This window comes from Bradyrhizobium sp. S3.2.6, from assembly GCF_040546885.1.
Lineage (GTDB): Bacteria > Pseudomonadota > Alphaproteobacteria > Rhizobiales > Xanthobacteraceae > Bradyrhizobium > Bradyrhizobium cytisi.
The window spans coordinates 224795-241449 of record NZ_JBEPOS010000007.1; the positions used below are offsets into that span (position 1 = coordinate 224795).

The window sequence follows — 16655 nt, forward strand, 5'->3', positions numbered from 1 at the left end:
AAGCCTGGTTTCGTAAAATACGAAGTCAGGCCGATGCTGGGCTACTGTGCATGGGGTTGTTTTCGACTTTTTGTTGCGGTGGCTCCGCGCTCAGCTTCGCGGCCCGCGCAATTGCGCCGTCAGCTTCTCCATCGCGTCCGCGACGTTGCGCCATTGCGACAGCCAGCTGCGCGGAAAGCGGAAGGTGAGGTCGGCGCCGCCGACGCGGCGCTCGGACAGGCACATGCCGGGCGTCGCCGCGTCGCGCGTGCAGCGCGCAGTGAACGCGGGGCTCGTCGCGGAATAGAGATCCTCGCTGCCATAGGGCGTGTCGCTGCGGAACATCCGCATCGTCAGCCCGTCGTCCGGTGTCGCCGCAGCCTGGTCGAAATAGCGCGGATAGATCGTCGCGGTTCGCTGCTCGGGCGACAGCGCATCGTGATGCGCTGCGATGGAGAGGAAGATGCGGTCGATCGGCTGCATCGTCGTGTCCACCGTTTCAGCGGTCACGTGCCTCGGTCCATTGGGCGCTTCCAGCGAGGGATAGAGGAAATCGAGATCGATGCGCTCCTGCGGTCCGGAGTGCCGCTGGATCTTCATCCGGATCGCCGGGATCGGCAGGTTGAACAGCGTTCCGCCGACGCTGACCGGCAGCTTGTCCGGCGCGTCCGCGCCGCCCGTGCTCCAGGTCGGCCACAGCAGATAGGCAACCAGCGCGATCGCGCTCGCCGCGAATGCGCCGGTGAGCGCAAACGGCACGAGATGCGCCCGGGTGCGCATCCTTGCGCTTGTCCTGGATGAGCGGGGAGAGGTTACCGAAAACACCGTCATGATGTCGCGCAAATGGGCCCGAGGTCGGCCGGCGGCCGACGAATCACCGGCGAATATGCCACGCGGCGGCGATATCGCGGAGGGTTCCCGGCTACCAGGAACGGGTGAGGGCTCTGCGTGGGCCGGACGGCAGCGTTAACCTTCGCTTAAGGATAATGTAGCGTTAACCGGCACGATTTGTCACAGGAAGGCTCCTCGCGTTGCGTATGGGCGGACTGTTCCGATGACACCTGAAGCTTTCAATACTCTCTTCTCGATCGGCATCGGCTTCGCGCTCGCGGGCGCGCTCGCAAACGGATACCAGGCGATGTCGCAACGGCCGGCCGGTTTCGGGCTGTTGCAGGAAGGCGTGGCTCCCAGGACGTTTGCGGCGGTGCCGTTCCTGGTGTTCGCGGCGCCCTTCATCATCATGCGCAACACGCTGCGCGGCATGCGGCTGGAAAGCCGCCGCTTCGAGTTCGTGATGATGGCGACCGTCATCGCCGGCTTCTGGAGCATGATGAGCGGCACCTTCTTCCTGATGACGCTGCGCGCCACCGGCGTGCTGGGCTGACGCCTTGCAGGGCTGCGTGGCGCGGCAGCCCTTTGCCTCCGCGCCGTCGTTTCGCTATGGCTGGGTTTGACGCGACAGGAGACCTCCATGGCGATCTACGAGCTCGACGGGCAGGCGCCCGATCTTCCCTCTGACGGCAATTACTTCATCGCGGAGACTGCGACCGTGATCGGCCGCGTGCGCCTGAAGCCGGGCGCGAGCGTCTGGTTCGGCGCGGTGCTGCGCGGCGACAATGAATGGATCGAGATCGGCGAGGGCGCCAACGTGCAGGACGGCTCGACCTGCCACACCGATCTCGGCTTTCCCCTGGTGATCGGCAAGAACTGCACCGTCGGCCACAACGTCATCCTGCACGGCTGCACCATCGAAGAGGGCGCGCTGATCGGCATGGGCTCGATCGTGATGAACGGCGCGAGGATCGGCCGCAACAGCATCGTCGGCGCCGGCTCCGTCATCACCGAGGGCAAGGAGTTTCCCGAACGCTCGCTGATCATCGGCTCGCCCGCGCGCGCGATCCGCACGCTCGACGATGCCCAGGTGCAGAAGATGGGAAGCGCCGCGCGGTTCTACGTCGCCAACGGTCCGCGCTTCAAGAACGGCCTGAAGCGGATCGGCTGACGCCGGCCCTCTGCCGGGCGCGCATCACCGCGGTTCCCGAACAGTAAAATTACCGCCTGGAATTTTAAGCCCCCGCTAGCGCTGCAGTGCCTATCTGTTTCATGCTCGGTCTCGTCGCGCTCATTCTCGCCGGCCTCAATGTCGTCGTGATGCGGAGCTCGGTGGTCGGCGCGCTGGCCGAGATCACGCAGGCGACCGACCGGATCGCGGGCGGAGACGTCAAGAGCGAAGTGCCGCATCTGCGCCGTCATGACGAGATCGGACATCTTGCGCGCCGTGCAGAACTTCCGCGACGCGGTGGCGCGTGTCTTCGAGCTCGAGGAGCTCGGCACCGCGCAGGCCCGCGATGCCGCGATGACCGAGCGCGACCGGTTCAACGACAAGTACCAGGCCAAAAAGTGGCAGCTCTCGGCAGCGATCGACAGCATGCCGCAGGGCCTGATCATGCTCGACCGCAAGGCGGCCGTGGTCGCCATGAACGCCAATTACCGGCGGATCTACAACCTGCCCGAGACCATGCAGGCCGGATCGACGCTGGAGGAAATCCTCCAGCACCGGGTCAAGAGCGGGTTGTTCAGCGGCGACGTCGCAAAATACGTCGCGGCCGTTCGCGAGCGCATCGCCAAGCGCGAGCCTGCGGCCAATGAGATCAGCCTGAACGACGGCCGCACCATCAAGATCTACGAGCGCCCGATGGATGGCGGCGGCTGGGTGTCGGTGCAGGAGGACGTCACCGAACAGCGCCAGCGTGAGCGCATTCTCGAACGCATGGAGCGCTTTCTCGCCACCATCATCGAGAACGTGACCGAGGGCATCATCGCCAAGGATGCACGCAACCAGCGCTACGTCTTCGTCAACAAGGCGGCCGAGAAGATGATCGGCATGTCGCGCGGCGAGATCATCGGCAAGACCGCGCGGGAATTGTTCTCCGCCGAGGCGGCCGAGCTGATCGAGCGGCGCGACCAGCAGCTTCTCGCGCAGAAGCAGCAGCTCGAACCGATCATCGACACCATCGACAATCCCACGCGCGGACGCCGCGTGATCTCGGCCCGCCGGGTCCAGATCGGAGGCGCCGGCGAGGAATCCCACATGTTCGTGACGATGGTCGAGGACCGCACCGAGAAGATGGTGGCCGCCGCATAAAACGTCGCCATCCTGTCGCGCCCCAATTGCTTCAGCTTGTCGAACGTGTCCTCGTCGAGCGCGATCAGTTTGCGCATGATCGTGGCTGCCTCCCTGTTTCAAGCGGATGTGACGGGATTTGCTCCGGAACCTGTCTTTGCCGCAGCGGTTGATAGGGCAAATAGGGCAAGGAGAATTTCGGATGGGCAGATCGTCCGCAAGCGCTTACATCAAGACGATGATCGTGATCTTCGCTCTCGCCGCGACGCCGGCGATTTCGTTCGCGCAAACTACGGGCGGCTCGACCGGATCAACGTCCGGCGTCGCCAATGCGCCGGCGCCGCCGCCTGGTACCAACAGCCTGGGCACGGCGCAATCCTCCGGCGCGAACAGGGCGCCCGGTGTCACCACCGGTGCGGCTTCGGGTGCGAATGCGAGTGCAGATGCTACGGTGAACGCCGAGAACCGGCAGCTCGACAAGAAGATGAAGAGCATCTGCCGCGGCTGCTGACGCTCGCGCGGAAGTGAGCCGCCGCGCCTATCATCGATGATCGAGTGACATTAGCTTGGCCTCTCTTTGGAATGTGGAGCGTTTCCACGCGGAGGTTGAGTTCATGCTACGCAAGATGATCGTGGTCGCACTGGCCATCGCGGCAGTCGGTCTCGCAACGCCCCAGGCGCAGGCGCGAGGAGGTGGCGGCGGCCATTGGGGCGGCGGTGGCGGCTGGGGCCACGGCTGGCACGGCGGCGGCTTCTGGCCCGGTGTCGCGATCGGCGCCGGCATCGCGGGCGCCGGCTATTATGGCGCCTATGGCTACGGCTATGGCGGCCCCTATTATTACGATTCCGGCGCCGGCTATGACGATGGCGGTTATGGCGCGCAGTGCTACCTCGCGCGGCAGCGCGTGATGACGCAATCGGGCTGGCGCGTCCGCCGCGTTCAGGTCTGTGAATAGGGCTGCGACTAGCGCGGGTGCGCGGCCGAGGCACCTAGATACCGCAGCAGTAAAAAAGCAGCAGTAAAAAACAAGGCCGTTGACGCAATATACCGTCAACGACCTTGCCAGCCCCGGATATTAAAATCGGCTCACGCCATCCGGTATGGGCAAGCATCGCGCGGAATCATACGGACGAGTGTGATCCATTTCACAAGTGGCAAAAATAAAAGGTGGTGGCGCGGGATCCAATCAGCCGCGTGAGCGTTTGTGGGCGCTGGCATGGCGGTGGCGCGCGGGTTTCCTCGGGGTAACCGAGGGCGTGTCGCCCTCGGTGGAGCGGACGCTGGCAAAGGATTGTCGCAGACCGTCGATGGATTCGTTCAAATTGGCGACCTGCTCCGACAGACGCTTGGTGTCGGCCTGCTGCGAGGCGAGCAGCCGCCTCATGGTCAAAAGCTGGTCTTGCACGACCTGGAGCTGGTCGATCGATTCCTGCTGGGTCGCCTCCAGCCCCTTGGTCTTCTCGACGAGCTGCTCGGAGGCCTGCGCCGTGCGCGCCTGAAGCTGCCGCGATGCGACCACCCGGTCGGTCTCGGGCGCTGCGCCGGTATAGGCGCGCCAGATCGCGATCGAGGTGACGCCGGCGATCAGCAGCAGCAGCGCTGCAGCCGTCAGCGCGATCGGCTGGGCACCGAGACGGAGGAGGGGATTGGACCGTGTGTCCTCTGCGAGATCGATCATCGCTGACAAAACCCAAATTGAAACTTGGTGAGTGGCGAAGAGCGGCAGCACGCGAACGCAGAACGAGGCGGCCGGGACGTCCCGAAAGCGTTACAGTTCAGCAACAAATGGGACGAAAAGGTGGCCGCCGGTGGAAAAAGCGCAATTGACCCAAGGCGACGGCTCTGGCGGGCGAGGGCGGCACGCCCAAAAGAAGTCCCTGTCGGGCCGAATTCGGGTTGAGCGGAGAGTATCACGGTACAGTCTATCGTGATGCGAAGGTGCCGCGGAGGCGGGCGGACTCATCGTCGACCGGAGGGCTTACGGCTGAAACGTCGCAAACTGGCCTGAATAGGTCTTCGAACGCGGCGCCGCGTAGGGGCCGAGTCGGGACGTCGTCAGCCCAAGCCGCACCAGTCCCTCGGCCAGCGTCACCGCCGCCGCAACGCCGTCGACCACCGGCAGGCCGTGGGTGGCGGAGAGCTCGGCGGCAAGATCGGCCATGCCGGCGCACCCCAACACGATGGCCTCGGCGCGGTCGTCGCGAATCGCGGCCGCGATTTCCGCGGAGATTTTGCCAAGGGCGTCTGCGTTGCGCTCCTCGAGCGCGAGCACAGGGACTTCGGCGGCGCGCACGCGGACGCAGCGCTCGGCGAGGCCGTACCTCCGCAAATTATGCTCGATCGGCACGATGGAGACACCGAGCGTCGTCACCACCGCAAAGCGCGCCGCGATCAGGCTCGCGACGTGAAAGCCGGCTTCGCCGATACCGATCACCGGCGCCTTCGCCACAGCGCGAGCGGCGTCGAGGCCGGTGTCGTCGAAGCACGCAATGATGTGGGCGTTCGCGCCGTCGCGGTCTGCGTCACGGATGCAGCCGAGCATGCCGGGGGCGGCGAAGGCCTCGTCGTAAAATCCTTCGATCGAGACCGGCCCCATCGCGGGCTGGCGTGCGTCAATCACAGTGCCGGGCCGCGCGATCGCGCGCGCCGCCGCGGCGATCTTCGCCGTCATCGACGCGGTGGTGTTGGGATTGACGACGTGCAGTCGCATCGCAGTTAGACAAGCCCTTTGCCGGCGTCCGAGCCCTTGGCCGCCTGCCGCTTGTTGAGCATGTGGATGGTGCCGAGCGCAAGCGTGATCACCGCGAAGGACACCGCGGAGATGATGGTGCCGAGCGCATAGATGTCCGGGTTCGTCACGGTCGTGGTGAGGCCCTGGAGATCAAGCGGCAATGTATTCACCGCGCCGATCGCCTGGCTGGAGCGCGCGAGCTCGTCCCAGGACAGAGTGAAGCCGAACAGGCCGATGCCGATCACCGAAGGCAGGATGATCGGCAGCACGACATGGCGGAAGGCCTGCCACGGCGTCGCACCGAGATCGCGCGCGGCTTCCTCGAGCCGGGGATCAAAGCGGTTGAAGATCGCAAACATGATCAGGAGGCCGAACGGCAGCGTCCAGGTCAGATGCGCGCCGAGTCCGGAGGTGAGCAGGCCCATCGAGGTCTCGAAATTCTCGTTCCAGTGTGCCTTGATCAAATCGTCGATGATGCGGAATTCGAGCGAGATCCCGAGCGAGGTGATGATCGAGGGAACGATAAGGCTCGCAATCGCCGAGTAGAACAGGATGCTTTGCGCTTTGAACTTCCGGCGGAAGGCCATGCCGGCAGCGACCGACAGCACGACGGTGACTGCCATCACGATGACGCCAAGCAGCAGCGAGCGGCGGAAGGCTGCGCCGAGATCGACGATGCCGGTGCCCTGGAACAGCTTTGCCAGCCAGTAGGTCGATACGCCGTTCATCGGGAAGGTGAGGCCGCCTTGCGGTCCCTGGAACGACAGCACGTAGATCGCGATCATCGGGCCATAGAGAAACAGCACATAGGCCGCGAAGAAGATCGCGAGCACGTAGAAAGAGCGCGGGCGTCCTTCCTTCATCGCCTACAGCTCCTTCTTGATGTCGACGATGCGCGACATCATGGTGATGATCAGGAAGGTGATGACGAGCAGGATGACGGCATTGGCGGCCGCGGCCGGGAATTGCAGCGCGTTCACCCGCGTCTCGATGATCTTGCCGGCAGAGGCAATCTGCTGGCCGCCCATCACGCCGATGGTGATGAAGTCGCCCATCACGATGGTGATCACGAAGATCGAGCCGATCACGATGCCGGGCTTGGCCAGGGGAATGATGACGTTGACCAGCGTCTGGAAGCCGGTGGCGCCGGCGTCATAGGCTGCCTCGATCAGCGACTTGTCGATGCGCACCATCGAATTGAAGATCGGCACCACCATGAAGAAGGTGAAAAGGTGCACCAGCGCCAGCACCACGGAGAATTCGGAGAACAGCAGCCATTCGAGCGGCTGGTTGATCAGCCCGCTCTTGACCAGGCCCGAGTTCACCAGGCCGTTGCGACCGAGCAGCGGGATCCAGGCGATCATGCGGATCACGTTGGAGGTCCAGAACGGGATCGTGCAAAGCAGCGACAAGCCCATCTGCCAGGTCTTTGACTTGACATGGAAGGCGAGGAAGTAAGCGACCCAGAAGCCGATGAAGAGCGTGATCGCCCAGACCATGACGCAGAGCTTCAGGGTCTTCACATAAGTTCGCCCGATCGTGCAGAGATCGGGGAGCTGCGCGATGCAGCCTTCGAACGTGTCGGTGTAGCCGCGGCCCGAAAAAGTCGGCAGCAATTGATATTCGTTGTAATCCCAGAACGAGACGATGACGACGAAGACGAGCGGGATCAGGAAGAAGGCGAGAAACACCAGCATCATCGGCCCGGCCTGAAGCCAGGAGATGAAGGAGGGCGACAGGCGCGCCGCTTTCGCAGGGCGCGCCGTCTCCGATCCCCGGACGAGGCCCGGGGATGGCTGTTGCAGGATGTCTTCCGACGTATCCATCACGCGGCGATGAACTCGTTCCACTTGCGGACCATGTAGTCGTTCTCGTCCATCACGGCATTCCAGCACGCGACGCCGCCCATACGGTCCTCGTAGGAGCCGCCGTCACGCACCGCGCCTGCCTTCTCCAGCAGCGAGCCGTCGGGCGCCTTGATGTCCTTTTCGGCCGGCTTGCCTTCCATCCAGTAAGCCCACTCGTAGGGCTCCATGTTCGCCTTCGCGGTCGAGAGCACGGCCGAGTAGTAGCCCTGGCGGTTGAGGTATGCGCCGGCGTAGCCGGACAGGAACCAGTTGACGAACTCATAGGCCCAGTCGAGCTTCGGACCCGAGACGCCCTTCGAGACGCAGAAGCCCGAGGCCCAGGAGCGATAGCCTTCCTTGAGCGGCTGGAAGGTGCAGGCGATGCCCATCGAGCGCACCTTCGTCACCGCCGGCGACCACATCGACTGGATGACGGTCTCACCTGAGGCCATCAGGTTGACGCTCTCGTTGAAGTCCTTCCAGAACGCGCGGAACTGGCCGGCCTTCTTGGCCTCGGTCATCACCTTCATGGTGAGATCGATCTCTTCCTTGGTCATGTTGCCCTTGTCGGCATATTTGTACTTGCCGGTGGCTTCCACGACCATCGCGGCATCCATGATGCCGATCGAGGGGATGTTGAGGATCGAGGCCTTGCCCTTGAACTCGGGGTTGAGCAGTTCAGCCCAGGAGCTGATCGGGCGCTTGATGATGTCGGGACGGATGCCGAGCGTGTCGGCGTTGTAGACGGTCGGGATCAGCGTGACGAATTCGGTCGCCGTCTTGGAGAAGGTCTTGGAGTCCTTGCCCTCGAGATAGAGCACCTTCCAGGGCGCGGTGCCCTGGCTGCCGATCTTCTTGCCGCCGGGGGTCTCGCCCTTGGTGAAGACCGGCGTGATGTTGTCGAACTCCTTGATCTTCTTGGAGTCGAGGGCAAGGATGTTGCCCGACGGTACCAGCTTCTTCAGCGAGAAATATTCGGTGTCCAGCACGTCGAAGGAATTCGGCTGGGTCATCACGCGCTTGGTGACGTCGTCGGTGGTCGCGGTGATGTATTCGATCTTGATGCCGGTGTCTTTCAGGCACTGCTTGGAGATGTCGTCGCCCTCGTTCACGGCGGTGCCGAGATAACGCAGCACCTTCGGCTCGGCCGACATCACGTAGGGGAAGCCGGTGATGGCGCCGGAGCCGGCGGCAAGGCCGGCGAGACCTGCGGTGCTCTTGAGTAGCGTGCGGCGGCTGACGCCGGTCTTTCTGGTGGTCTCGGTCATTCCAGTCACTCCTCTGTGTTGCGCATTTTCTATGATGACGGCGCTATTGCAGGCGTTGCGCCTTGACGGGATCCCAGGTGACCAGCACGCGATCGCCTGGACGAAACGGATGGACGTCGAATGTGGCTTCGGGAACGTGGGAGAACAGGGCGGTGCCGTCGTCGAGCGTGAGCGAGACGGCGACATAGGAGCCCTGATACTCGGTCTGGGTCAGCAGCGCCGGTGCGCCAAACGCACCGTCAGTGACCGGCTTGATGCCGAGCTGATCGGCGCGCACGGCGATGAGTTTGCCGGCGTCGCTGAGGACGTTGTGACCGCCGATGAAGCGGGCCACGAATTCGGTGCGGGGATGGTGGAAGATGTCGCGGGCCGTGCCCTGCTGCTCGATCTTGCCCTGGTTCATCACCACGATGTGGTCGGCGAGCGCCATCGCCTCTTCCTGGCCGTGGGTGACCTGGATGAAGCTGATGCCGAGCTCGCGCTGCAACCGCTTCAACTCGCCGCGCATCCTCACCCGCAGGAATGGATCGAGCGCCGACAGCGGCTCGTCGAGCAGGAGGATCTGCGGCTCGGTAATCAGCGCGCGGGCGAGCGCAACGCGCTGCTGCTGGCCGCCGGAGAGCTGGGCGGGCAGGCGGCCTGCATAGGGACTCATCGCCACCAGCTCCAGCAATTCGCCGGCCCGCTTATGCCGCGTCGCACGATCGACGCCGCGCATTTTCAGGGCAAACGCAACATTGTCGAGCACGCTCAGGTGCGGAAACAGCGCGTAGGACTGGAACATCATCGCCGTGCCGCGCTTGGCAGGCTCGAGGTCGGTGACGTTCTGCGGGCCCAGGATGATGTCGCCCTCGCTGACCGCCTCGTGGCCTGCGATCATGCGCAAGGTCGAGGTTTTGCCGCAACCGGAGGGGCCGAGCAGGCAGCAATAGGTGCCGGCCGGAATCTTCAGATTGACGGTGTCGACCGCCAGCGTCGTGTCGTAGCGCTTGGTGACGGCGACCAGTTCGAGAGCGGCGGGAGTGGCCATGGCGTGTCCGCGAGAGGGGCGATGTTCCGCCTCTCTCCGCAAGGTCCGTGCCAACAGTGCAAATTTGGTCGAATTTTAAAACTGTGCAGCGGAGTCAGATTGTTAGACCGAATCCGGCACGGTTGTGCGGCGCACGGGCCGGGCAGGGATGTGCACACGAAATGGGCGAAGATTGTATAAAGTTTCGCCTGTGATTGGATACAGCTCGTCGATTACCATTCGACACCTGATGTCGTCGACCGAGCCCTCAAACCAGCCCTTCGAACTGATGGCCGCCAAATCCCGCCCGAAATCCGATGTGCCCGACGCGAGCGATCGCGTCAGCCGGATCAGGGAGGGCGTGACTGCGGCCATCCTCGAGCATCGGCTGCTGCCGGGCACCAAGCTCGGCGAGGACGAGATCGGCGAGATCTATGGCGCGAGCCGCACGCTGGTCCGCACCGCGCTGCAGCAGCTCGCGCATGAGGGCATCGTCAACATCGAGAAGAACCGCGGTGCCTTCGTCGCGCGCCCGACGCCGGCGGACGCCCGCGAGGTGTTCGAGGCGCGCCGCCTGATCGAGCCCACCATCGTCGATCATGCTGTCGATGCCGTCTCGCCAGCATGGATCAATCGCCTTCAGCAACATCTGGCTGAAGAGCGCGAGGCCGAGCAGCGTGGCGACGCGCGCGCCTCAGTCCGCCTCTCCGGCGAATTTCACCGGCTCATCGCCGAGATGAGCGGCCACAGCATCTATCTCGGTTTCCTGAAGGAGCTGATCGCGCGCTCCTCGCTGATCATCCTACTCTATCGCCGTCACGACACGCCCGCCTGCGGCACCGATCATCACGCCGGGATCGTCACCGCGATCCGCAAGCGCGACAACCAGACTGCGCGTGCGCAGATGCTGTCGCATCTGAACGAGATCGAGGCCGAGCTGTTCCTGAAGGATCCCGCCGCTGACGAGCTGCGGCTCGCCGACGTGTTGGGCGCGTAAGCGAATCGCACCGCTCGGCTAGGGCAGCGAAGATCCTTGGTTGCGCCTGACGATCTTCAGCACCAGCAAAACAGCACCGATGACCAGCAGCAGGACACCGACGAGAGTCGTGCCGCTGGATTCAAAGGTTACGCCGACCGCGGTCAGCAGGCATCCGATGATGATTGCGAAGAGCCCGCCGAGTTTCTTGATGAGCAGGACGTGTCCGTCACTTGTTTGTGCCACCATATTACGCCTCGCCACTTGATGTCGCGGCCTGCTTGCAAAGTTTGTCTCTCGCCCCATGATCTCTTGTTGCGCAGGCCGCACCGGATCGTACTCCTGTTAATGAGGGTTGCAATCTTGCGTTGATCGCGGGCCGAATCCGATGTCCGCCTTTTGACTAGAGTTCGATGCAAGTGAGGCAGCCGCGCTTACGCATTTTGCGGAGTAGAGGAGTAGAAATGTTCTGCTGCCACGACCAATGTATCTCTCATCGACTCGTATGGCTGACTTGCAGAATCTCCCTGTGGTTGTAAATTGACTCGACAGGATCATCGGCATCTATTGGTTGATGCGCGTTGAGTTCTAGAACCGAGCCGACATGAGTTGGATCCGTTCTGCGGAGTGGTGCGATGGCGTCGCATTCAGTCATCGATGAGCGGGAGCCGGCATACGTTTCGACCGGCCATCTGCCAAGTCCGGAGGCTGTGCAGTCGCTGGTGAATGAGGCGCAGCGACGCTTCAAATCAAATCGCGATGGCGAGAATTCGCAGGTCTATCCGGCGCTTGCCCGGGTGCCGAGCGAGCTGTTCGGCGTCTGCGTCGTCGGCACCAGCGGCCATGTCTATGGCGCCGGAGACCTCGACTACGAATTCTCCATCATGAGCGTGTCAAAGCCGTTCTTGTTTGCGTTGGTCTGCGAGACCATCGGGCCCGAGGAAGCGCGCGCCAAGCTCGGAGCCAACGCGACCGGGCTTCCATTCAATTCGCTCGCCGCGATCGAACAGGGTAGCGGCCGCACCAATCCGATGGTCAATGCCGGCGCGATTGCGGCCACCAGTCTTGCGCCGGGCGCCACTGCTGCGGCGCGATGGACATTCATCCATGACGGGCTGTCGCGCTTCGCTGGCCGCGAACTGCTGCTCAACGAGGAAGTCTATGCGTCAGCGTCGCAGACTAATTTCCGCAACCGCAGCATCGCGCGGCTGCTGGAGAGCTACGACCGCATCTATTGCGACGCGAAGGAAGCGACTGATCTCTATACGCGGCAGTGCTCGCTCAATGTGAGCGCCCGCGATCTTGCCGTGATGGGTGCGACCTTGGCCGATGGCGGCGTCAACCCAGTCACCAAGAAGCGTGTCGTCGATGCCTCGGTCTGCCATTACGCGCTCGCCGTCATGATCACCGCTGGACTGTATGAGACGTCAGGCGACTGGCTCTACGACATCGGCCTGCCCGGCAAGAGTGGAATCGGCGGCGGCATCGTGGCGGTGTCGCCGGGCAAGGGAGGTTTCGGCACCTTCGCCCCGCCGCTCGATGCCGCCGGCAACAGCGTGCGGGGACAACTCGCGGCAAAATTTCTGTCGCAGCGGCTGGGGATGGATCTGTTCGTATCGCAACCGGAGCAATGAATGCGCAAAAACGATCGGCGGGCCGTTGGCCTGATCGATCGTAACCCCCATCAAGCGGGAGGACGTCATGGCCACGCAGACAATCTCGATCGGCGGCATTCACGGGGAAGAGCGCGTGTCATGGATTCCCATGATTTCGATCGCGCTCGGCCAGATGATCATGTCGTTCAACGTGGCCTCGCTGCCGGTGGCGATGGGCGGCATGGTCACGAGCTTCGGCGTGGCGCCGACCACGGTCGCGACCGGGATCGTGGCGTATTCAATGCTGGTGGCGGGCTTCGTGATGCTCGGTGCCAAGCTCGCTCAGCGCTTTGGCGCCTTGCAGGTGTTCCGCGGCGCAGTCGTTCTCTTCTTCATCTCGCAGCTCATGATGACGTTCAGCCCGACGGCCACGGTCATGATTTCGGCGCAGGCGCTCTGCGGTGCGTCCGGCTCGGTCATTGTGCCCTCGCTCGTCGCGCTGATTGCCGAGAACTATGCCGGCCGTCAGCAGGCCACCGCACTCGGCGTGCTCGGCTCGGCGCGCGCGGCGGCCGGTGTTCTGGCTTTCGTGATCGGCGGCGTGCTCGGGACCTATATCGGCTGGCGGCCGGCGTTTGGCATCCTGATCGCCGCCTCGGCGATCGTCTTCCTGATGAGCTTTCGTCTGAAGCCCGATCGTGGCCGGCCGGACGTGCAGATCGACCTGATTGGCGTCGCGCTTGCCGCAAGCGCAATCATCCTCATCAGTTTCGGCTTCAATAATCTGAACGGCTGGGGCCTCGCGGTTGCGACGGCGAATGCGCCATTCGATCTGCTTGGCCTGTCGCCCGCGCCAATCATGATCGTGCTCGGAATCGTGCTGGGTCAGGGGTTTCTGCTCTGGACGCACCGGCGCCAGGCCGCGGGTAAGACGCCGCTCCTTGCCCTCGAGGTGATCGACTCGCCGGAAGAGCGCTGCGCGGTGTTCGCCTTGTTCGCGGTGGTGGCGCTGGAGGCCGCCCTGAACTTCACCGTGCCGCTCTATATCCAGATCGTGCAGGGACGTTCGCCGATCGCGACCGCGATCGCGATGATGCCGTTCAATCTCACGGTCTTCTTCTCGGCGATGCTGATCGTGAATGTCTATGAGCGGCTGACGCCGCGACAGATCGGCCGCTCCGGCTTTGCACTCTGCACCATCGCGCTGGTCTGGCTCGCTTTCGTCGTGCGCAACGACTGGAGTGAGGTCCCAGTGCTGTTCGGGCTGGTGCTGTTCGGCATCGGCCAGGGCTCGCTGGTGACGCTGCTGTTCAACGTTCTGGTGACGGCATCGCCGAAGGCGCTCGCCGGTGACGTCGGCTCGTTGCGCGGCACCACGCAAAATCTGGCTGCAGCGCTCGGCACGGCGGTGGCCGGTGCGCTGCTGGTCGGCCTGCTCAGCACCATTGCGCTGGGCAAGATCACGGCGAGCCCGGTGCTGACGCCGGAGCTGCAGGCGCAGGTCGGCCTCGGCAACATCACCTTCGTCAGCAACGATCGCCTGCGTAGCGTGCTCGAGCGCACCAGCGGCACGCCGGAGCAAGTCGCGGAAGCCGTCCGCGTCAACACCGAGGCTCGGCTGCGGGCGCTGAAGATCGGACTCTTGATCATGGCGGGCCTCGCGCTGATCGCGATCATCCCGGCGGGACGGCTGCCGAACTATCTGCCGGGCGAGATTCCGAGCGATGAGACCACAGCGAAGACGTGAGTTCGAAACCGGGCAGGGGATTTCGCGAAGGAGACCCCCATGAATGAGATGGATCGCCGCGACGCGCTGCGCCTCATGTTCGGAGGCGTGATCGTCGCAGGTGCAGGCGTGAGCCTGTGGCCGCAGGACGCCGCCGCCTTGGTGGACGCGTCGCCACTCGATCAACCAGCTTCGACCAGACGCGAACCCGCGGGACGGGTTTATGCGCAATCGACCCGGCCACGGCCTCCGGTGCACCGCCCACCTCATCGGCCGCCGCCGCGACCGCCGTCATGGCACCGGCGGCGCCGGCGTTGGGTGTGCTGGTGGCATCGTGGTCGCCGTCATTGCGGCTGGCGTTGGCATTAACCGAGGGAGGATGTCATGACGACTTACGATCACAGCGCGCCGATGGGCGCGACCGGGCTGCCACAGCCATCCCGCTGGGTCTGCGTGCTGCTGGGTCTTTTCATGGTGTTCACGGGGCTGATGGTGCTGGGCGACGTTGCCTTCTTCACCGTGATCAGCGCGCTGTTCATCGGCTGGATGGCGATCGCCACCGGCGCCTTCGAGATCTTCCACGCGTTCTGGACCAAGGGCTGGGGCGGCTTTGTCTGGCAGGTGGTGCTTGGCGTTCTCTACATCGCCTTCGGCATCGTTCTCATCAGCCAGCCGCTGACCGGCGCGCTGCTGCTGACCTACGCGCTTGGCGTCGCGCTCCTCGTCTCCGGAATCGTCCGCATGCTGATCGGCATCGGCCGCTGGCAGCAGGGCGGCGGCGTCATGCTGGCCTCCGGCCTGTTCGGCGTGCTCGCCGGCCTTGTCATCCTGACCGGCTTTCCGATGACCGGGCTCTGGGTGCTGGGCATGCTGCTCGGCATCGATCTGTTGTCGCACGGCATCGGCTGGCTGACCTTTGCCTGGCGGCCTGTCGCAGCGGCCACATAGCGGCCCCCCAGCGCGGAGACTGAACATGTCGGGATTGAGTGCGCGGGCCGGCCTCGCGGTGCTGCTCGCAATGATTGTCTGCAGCGCATCGCCCGCGCCGGCCCAGCAGGATTCTGCCGTCTTGTTCCGCAACGTCAAGATATTCGACGGCAACCATGCGACGCTCTCGGCCGCATCCAATGTCCTCGTCAGGGGTGGCAAGATCGAGAAGATATCGACCGCGGACATCGCGGCCACTGGCCAGATGATCGACGGCGGCGGCCGGGTGCTGATGCCTGGACTGATCGATGCGCATTGGCACGCGATGCTGGTCAGGCCGACGCCGATGGCGGCCCTCGGCGATGTCGGCTACAACAATCTGCTCGCCGCCAGTGAGGCGACGGCCACGCTGATGCGCGGCTTCACCACCATACGCGACATGGGCGGGCCGAGCTTCGGCCTCAAGCGGGCCATCGACGAAGATCTCGTCGCCGGCCCGCGCATCTATCCGTCCGGCGCCATCATCACCATCACCGGCGGTCATGGCGATTTCCGCCAGCTCACCGATTTGCCGCGAACGATCGGCGGCATGCTCAGCCGCATGGAGCTGATCGGCGGCAGCCTGGTCGCCGACAGCCCGGACGAAGTGCGCGTGCGCGCGCGCGAGCAGCTCATGCAGGGCGCCTCGCAGGTCAAGCTCACCGCGGGCGGCGGCGTCGCTTCGCCCTTCAGTCCGTTGGATGTCTCGACCTTCACCGAGCCCGAGCTGCGCGCCGCCGTCGAGGCCGCCGACAATTGGGGCACCTACGTCGCCACGCACGCCTATACGCCGGTCGCGATCCAGCGCTCGATCGCCGCCGGCGTGAGATGCATCGAGCACGGTCACCTCATGGACGAGGCGAGCGCGAAGCTGATGGCGGAGAAGGGGATCTGGCTCAGCACGCAGCCGTTCCTGGATATGTCCGCGGCCGCCGCGCTCGGGCCTTCGGAACAGGACAAGATGCGGCAGGTGGTTGCCGGCACCGACCGCGTCTATGCGCTGGCAAAGAAGTATCACCTCAAGACCGCCTTCGGCACCGACGTCCTGTTCTCGCAGGCGATGGCGGAGAGACAGGGCTCAATGCTCGCCGCGCTGACGCGCTGGTACACGCCGGCCGAAGCGCTCACGATGGCAACGTCGACCAATGCCGAGCTGTTGAGCCTGTCGGGCCCGCGCAATCCCTATCCCGGCAAGCTCGGCGTGGTCGAGGAGGGCGCGTTCGCCGATCTTCTCCTGGTCGACGGCAATCCGCTCGACAACATCGCCCTTGTCGAGGATCCCGCGAAGAATTTTGTGGTGATCATGAAGGGCGGCAAAGTCTACAAGAACATCCTGCCGCGCTGAAAGCTGCCCCCAAAAAAGTTGCGGCCAGGCTTTGGGGGAAGCCTGGCCGCGCGCGAACCGGTCTGGGACGGGGAGGGGTGGGGATGTG

General features: G+C 64.1%; 18 protein-coding genes and 1 pseudogene. 11 read left to right on the plus strand and 8 right to left on the minus strand.

Annotated features, from left to right (window positions below; translation table 11 throughout):
• Positions 1–90 precede the first annotated feature (90 nt).
• Entirely contained in the window at positions 91–810 is a 720-nt protein-coding gene (locus ABID58_RS16270; protein WP_354033360.1) for a hypothetical protein, read from the minus strand.
• A 223-nt stretch (positions 811–1033) separates the two neighbouring features.
• On the opposite strand from ABID58_RS16270, the gene ABID58_RS16275 reads away from it, so the two are divergent.
• From ABID58_RS16275 to ABID58_RS16300, 6 genes and pseudogenes are all read left to right on the plus strand, one after another.
• The gene (locus ABID58_RS16275) at positions 1034–1363 is read left to right on the plus strand and encodes a DUF6949 family protein (protein ID WP_148752872.1); all 330 of its coding nucleotides are present in this window, start codon (positions 1034–1036) and stop codon (positions 1361–1363) included.
• Between the two features lie 87 nt (positions 1364–1450).
• Positions 1451–1981 (plus strand): gamma carbonic anhydrase family protein, encoded by a 531-nt coding sequence (locus ABID58_RS16280; protein WP_354033361.1) that lies wholly within the window; start codon positions 1451–1453, stop codon positions 1979–1981.
• 149 nt (positions 1982–2130) lie between these two features.
• Positions 2131–2199 (plus strand): annotated as a pseudogene (locus tag ABID58_RS16285) (hypothetical protein); the annotation flags it as partial.
• A gap of 31 nt (positions 2200–2230) precedes the next feature.
• Entirely contained in the window at positions 2231–3124 is an 894-nt protein-coding gene (locus ABID58_RS16290; RefSeq protein ID WP_354033362.1) for a PAS-domain containing protein, read from the plus strand.
• Between the two features lie 181 nt (positions 3125–3305).
• Positions 3306–3614, plus strand: coding sequence for a hypothetical protein (locus ABID58_RS16295; protein ID WP_354033363.1), 309 nt, complete (start codon positions 3306–3308; stop codon positions 3612–3614).
• A gap of 103 nt (positions 3615–3717) precedes the next feature.
• Positions 3718–4059, plus strand: a complete 342-nt coding sequence (locus tag ABID58_RS16300; RefSeq protein ID WP_354033364.1) for a hypothetical protein — start codon at positions 3718–3720, stop codon at positions 4057–4059.
• Between the two features lie 231 nt (positions 4060–4290).
• On the opposite strand, the gene ABID58_RS16305 is transcribed toward ABID58_RS16300, so the two are convergent.
• The 6 genes from ABID58_RS16305 to ABID58_RS16330 all read right to left on the minus strand — a co-directional run bounded on the left by ABID58_RS16305 (position 4291) and on the right by ABID58_RS16330 (position 9980).
• Positions 4291–4782, minus strand: a complete 492-nt coding sequence (locus ABID58_RS16305) for a hypothetical protein (protein ID WP_354033365.1) — start codon at positions 4780–4782, stop codon at positions 4291–4293.
• A 300-nt stretch (positions 4783–5082) separates the two neighbouring features.
• Positions 5083–5814, minus strand: a complete 732-nt coding sequence (locus tag ABID58_RS16310; RefSeq protein ID WP_354033366.1) for an aspartate/glutamate racemase family protein — start codon at positions 5812–5814, stop codon at positions 5083–5085.
• A 5-nt stretch (positions 5815–5819) separates the two neighbouring features.
• On the minus strand, positions 5820–6698 hold the full coding sequence (locus ABID58_RS16315; RefSeq protein ID WP_354033367.1) for an ABC transporter permease: 879 nt from the start codon (positions 6696–6698) through the stop codon (positions 5820–5822).
• A 3-nt stretch (positions 6699–6701) separates the two neighbouring features.
• Positions 6702–7661, minus strand: a complete 960-nt coding sequence (locus tag ABID58_RS16320; RefSeq protein WP_354033394.1) for an ABC transporter permease — start codon at positions 7659–7661, stop codon at positions 6702–6704.
• Complete coding sequence (locus ABID58_RS16325) at positions 7661–8950, minus strand: ABC transporter substrate-binding protein (RefSeq protein WP_354033368.1); 1290 nt, start codon at positions 8948–8950, stop codon at positions 7661–7663. Before ABID58_RS16325 ends, ABID58_RS16320 begins: the two co-directional genes overlap by 1 nt.
• A 43-nt stretch (positions 8951–8993) precedes the next feature.
• Positions 8994–9980 carry an ABC transporter ATP-binding protein gene (locus ABID58_RS16330; RefSeq protein ID WP_354033369.1) on the minus strand — a complete coding sequence of 329 codons (987 nt, stop codon included), beginning with the start codon at positions 9978–9980 and terminating at the stop codon, positions 8994–8996.
• Between the two features lie 268 nt (positions 9981–10248).
• On the opposite strand from ABID58_RS16330, the gene ABID58_RS16335 reads away from it, so the two are divergent.
• Entirely contained in the window at positions 10249–10956 is a 708-nt protein-coding gene (locus ABID58_RS16335; protein WP_354033395.1) for a GntR family transcriptional regulator, read from the plus strand.
• An 18-nt stretch (positions 10957–10974) separates the two neighbouring features.
• Here ABID58_RS16335 and ABID58_RS16340 read toward each other — a convergent pair whose 3' ends face one another.
• Positions 10975–11184 carry a hypothetical protein gene (locus ABID58_RS16340; RefSeq protein ID WP_187435026.1) on the minus strand — a complete coding sequence of 70 codons (210 nt, stop codon included), beginning with the start codon at positions 11182–11184 and terminating at the stop codon, positions 10975–10977.
• Between the two features lie 386 nt (positions 11185–11570).
• Here ABID58_RS16340 and glsA point away from each other — a divergent pair, with 386 nt between their 5' ends.
• The 4 genes from glsA (at position 11571) to ABID58_RS16360 (ending at position 16567) form a co-directional block, all read left to right on the plus strand.
• A complete protein-coding gene (glsA, locus tag ABID58_RS16345) occupies positions 11571–12569 on the plus strand; it encodes a glutaminase A (RefSeq protein WP_354033370.1) in 999 nt (332 codons plus the stop codon).
• A gap of 67 nt (positions 12570–12636) precedes the next feature.
• The gene (locus ABID58_RS16350; RefSeq protein ID WP_354033371.1) at positions 12637–14277 is read left to right on the plus strand and encodes an MFS transporter; all 1641 of its coding nucleotides are present in this window, start codon (positions 12637–12639) and stop codon (positions 14275–14277) included.
• Positions 14278–14640: 363 nt separating this feature from the next.
• Entirely contained in the window at positions 14641–15204 is a 564-nt protein-coding gene (locus ABID58_RS16355) for an HdeD family acid-resistance protein (protein WP_354033372.1), read from the plus strand.
• A 25-nt stretch (positions 15205–15229) separates the two neighbouring features.
• Positions 15230–16567 carry a metal-dependent hydrolase family protein gene (locus ABID58_RS16360; RefSeq protein WP_354033373.1) on the plus strand — a complete coding sequence of 446 codons (1338 nt, stop codon included), beginning with the start codon at positions 15230–15232 and terminating at the stop codon, positions 16565–16567.
• The last annotated feature ends 88 nt before the right edge of the window (positions 16568–16655 follow it).